The sequence below is a fragment of the Neisseria sp. P0021.S005 genome (assembly GCF_051956955.1).
The window spans coordinates 1-2,639 of record NZ_JBQCWY010000424.1 but is presented as its reverse complement, the minus strand read 5'-3'; the positions used below and the strand labels follow the sequence as shown (position 1 = coordinate 2,639).

At 51.6% G+C, this 2,639-nt stretch carries 2 protein-coding genes; one reads left to right on the top strand and one right to left on the bottom strand.

Annotated features, from left to right (window positions below; all coding sequences use genetic code 11):
* The first annotated feature begins 154 nt into the window (after window positions 1-154).
* A complete protein-coding gene (gene trhP, locus ACTHUE_RS15085; RefSeq protein WP_004519683.1) occupies window positions 155-1,510 on the top strand; it encodes a prephenate-dependent tRNA uridine(34) hydroxylase TrhP in 1,356 nt (451 codons plus the stop codon).
* A gap of 67 nt (window positions 1,511-1,577) precedes the next feature.
* On the opposite strand, the gene hemC is transcribed toward trhP, so the two are convergent.
* Window positions 1,578-2,507 (bottom strand): hydroxymethylbilane synthase, encoded by a 930-nt coding sequence (gene hemC / locus ACTHUE_RS15080; protein WP_107848928.1) that lies wholly within the window; start codon window positions 2,505-2,507, stop codon window positions 1,578-1,580.
* Between the last annotated feature and the right edge of the window lie 132 nt (window positions 2,508-2,639).

The window sequence follows — 2,639 nt, the reverse complement described above, 5'->3', positions numbered from 1 at the left end:
GACATTTTCCGTATAAAAAACAAAGCGCAAACCCGACACAAAATTGACCGAAACACAAAAACAGCGGATAATCCGCCCATTCTTCAAACATCTTTCAGACGGCCTTCCCTCTTTCCTTAAGGGCCGTCTGAAAACATTTTAAAAAGCATAAAACATGAAAGTACCCGAACTCTTATTGCCTGCAGGCGGCCTCGAACGCATGCGCGCCGCCTACGATTACGGCGCAGATGCCGTTTACGCCGGCAGCCCGCGTTACTCCCTGCGCGCCCGCAACAACGAATTTGCCAAACTCGACGTCCTCGAGCAAGGCATTAAAGAAGCGCACGAGCGCAACAAAAAATTCTTCCTGACCGTCAATACGCTGCCGCACAACTCCAAACTCAAAACCTTTGTTTCCGATATGGAGCCCTTGATTGCCATGAAACCCGACGCGTTGATTATGGCGGATCCGGGTTTGATTATGACTGTGCGCGAAAAATGGCCGGAAATGCCGATTCACCTGTCCGTACAGGCAAACACCACCAACTACTGGGGCGTGAAATTCTGGCAAAACATCGGCGTTGAGCGCATTATTCTGTCGCGCGAATTGAGCATGGAAGAAATCGCCGAAATCCGCCAAGAATGCCCCGACATCGAACTCGAAGTCTTCATTCACGGCGCATTGTGTATCGCCTACTCCGGCCGCTGCCTGCTCTCCGGCTATTTCAACCATCGCGACCCCAACCAAGGCACCTGCACCAACTCCTGCCGTTGGGACTACAAGGTTCACAACGCCACTGAAAGCGATGCAGGCGACGCCCAACTTCTGCAAGGTTTCAACTTTGAAAAAGCTCAAGAAGAAGCCAACCAAAACTTTGAAGGCATCAATGGTCAAAAACGCCATCCCTACGCCGACAAAGTTTTCCTGATTGAAGAGTCCAACCGCCCGGGCGAAATGATGCCGATTATGGAAGATGAACACGGCACCTACATCATGAACTCCAAAGACCTTCGCGGCATTGAAGTGGTTGAGAAACTGGCAAAAATTGGTGTGGACAGCCTCAAAGTCGAAGGCCGTACCAAATCGCTCTATTATGTTGCACGCGTGGCCCAGTCCTACCGCAAAGCGATTGACGATGCCGTTGCAGGCCGTCCGTTTGATTACAGCCTGTTGAGCGAACTCGAAGGCCTCGCCAACCGTGGCTACACCAGCGGCTTCCTCGAACGCCACCAAACTCAAGACTACCAAAACTACCTCAGCGGCCATTCCACCGCCAAACAAAGCCAATACGTCGGCCACGTTACCGAAATTGATGAAAACGGCTGGGCGACAATCGAAGTTAAAAACCGCTTCGCTGTCGGCGATTCACTCGAAATCATCCACCCGAGCGGCAACCAAACCATCAAATTGGAACAAATGACCCGCAAAGGCCAGCCTGTCGATGTTGCCCCAGGCAACGGCATTCAGGTCAAAATCCCGAATATGCAAGGCAAAGAAAAAGCTTTGGTTGCGCGGATTATGAATCCTTAAGCATCAAAAAATAAAGGCCGTCTGAAAGTTTCAGACGGCCTTTTAAATGATCTATGCTGTTTTAAGCCTATTCTTGCAATACGGCAGCAATCAATTCTTCCGCACCATCATCTGCCAGTTTTTTGGCGACTGCACGACCCAAGGCATCGGCGTATTCGGCAGGGGCTTGCGCATCCGCCTGCAAAATTACCGAACCGTCAGGATGACCGACCAAGCCGCGCAAGGTCAGCAAGCCGTTTTCTTCAGTGCAATATGCGGCCAGCGGCACTTGGCAACTTCCACCCAAAGCGCGCGCCAACGCACGTTCGGCCGTAACGCAGGCGTGTGTGGTATCGTGGTTCAAAGGCTTTAAGACTTCGTACAAATCTTCGCGATGCGCTGCAATTTCAATACCCAATGCGCCTTGTCCGGCGGCAGGCAGACTGTCGGATTCCGACAAAATCATGCGGATGCGTTCGTCCAATTCCAGACGCTGCAAACCGGCGGCAGCCAAAATAATCGCGTCGTATTCGCCGTTATCGAGTTTGGACAAACGGGTTTGCACATTGCCGCGCAAAGGTTTGATAACCAAATGCGGATAGCGCACGCGCAACTGGGCTTCGCGGCGCAGGCTGGATGTGCCGACGACAGCGCCTTTGGGCATTTCTTCCAAACGCGCGTATTGGTTGGACACAAATGCGTCAAACGGATTGGCGCGTTCGCCGATGGCCGCAAGCGTAAAACCTTCAGGTAAATCCATCGGCACGTCTTTAATCGAATGCACGGCCAAGTCGGCCCGGCCGTCATACAAAGCCTGCTCCAACTCTTTGACAAACAAGCCTTTACCGCCGACTTTTGACAAAGTTCTGTCCAAAATCTGGTCGCCGCGCGTGGTCATGCCCAAAATCTCGACTTCGCAATCGGGATACAGGGCTTTCAGACGGCCTTGGATGTGTTTTGCCTGCCACATGGCAAGCAGGCTTTCGCGACTGGCGATAACGAGTTTTTTCGGGTTCATAATGGTTGCCTGAAAGATGGAAAACGGCATGAAGTCTATCATATTTTGGGCGTTTTTTCAGACGGCATGGGGGTGAATATGTTATATTTACGCCTAAAAACCAAATTTTCCGGACAACATGAAACGCGCCAA

What these genes read in the sequence shown, in the direction of transcription:
- trhP (WP_004519683.1), top strand. Translation starts at nt 155, where the DNA reads ATGAAAGTACCCGAACTCTTATTGCCTGCAGGCGGCCTCGAACGCATG.
- hemC (WP_107848928.1), bottom strand. Translation starts at nt 2,507, where the DNA reads ATGAACCCGAAAAAACTCGTTATCGCCAGTCGCGAAAGCCTGCTTGCC.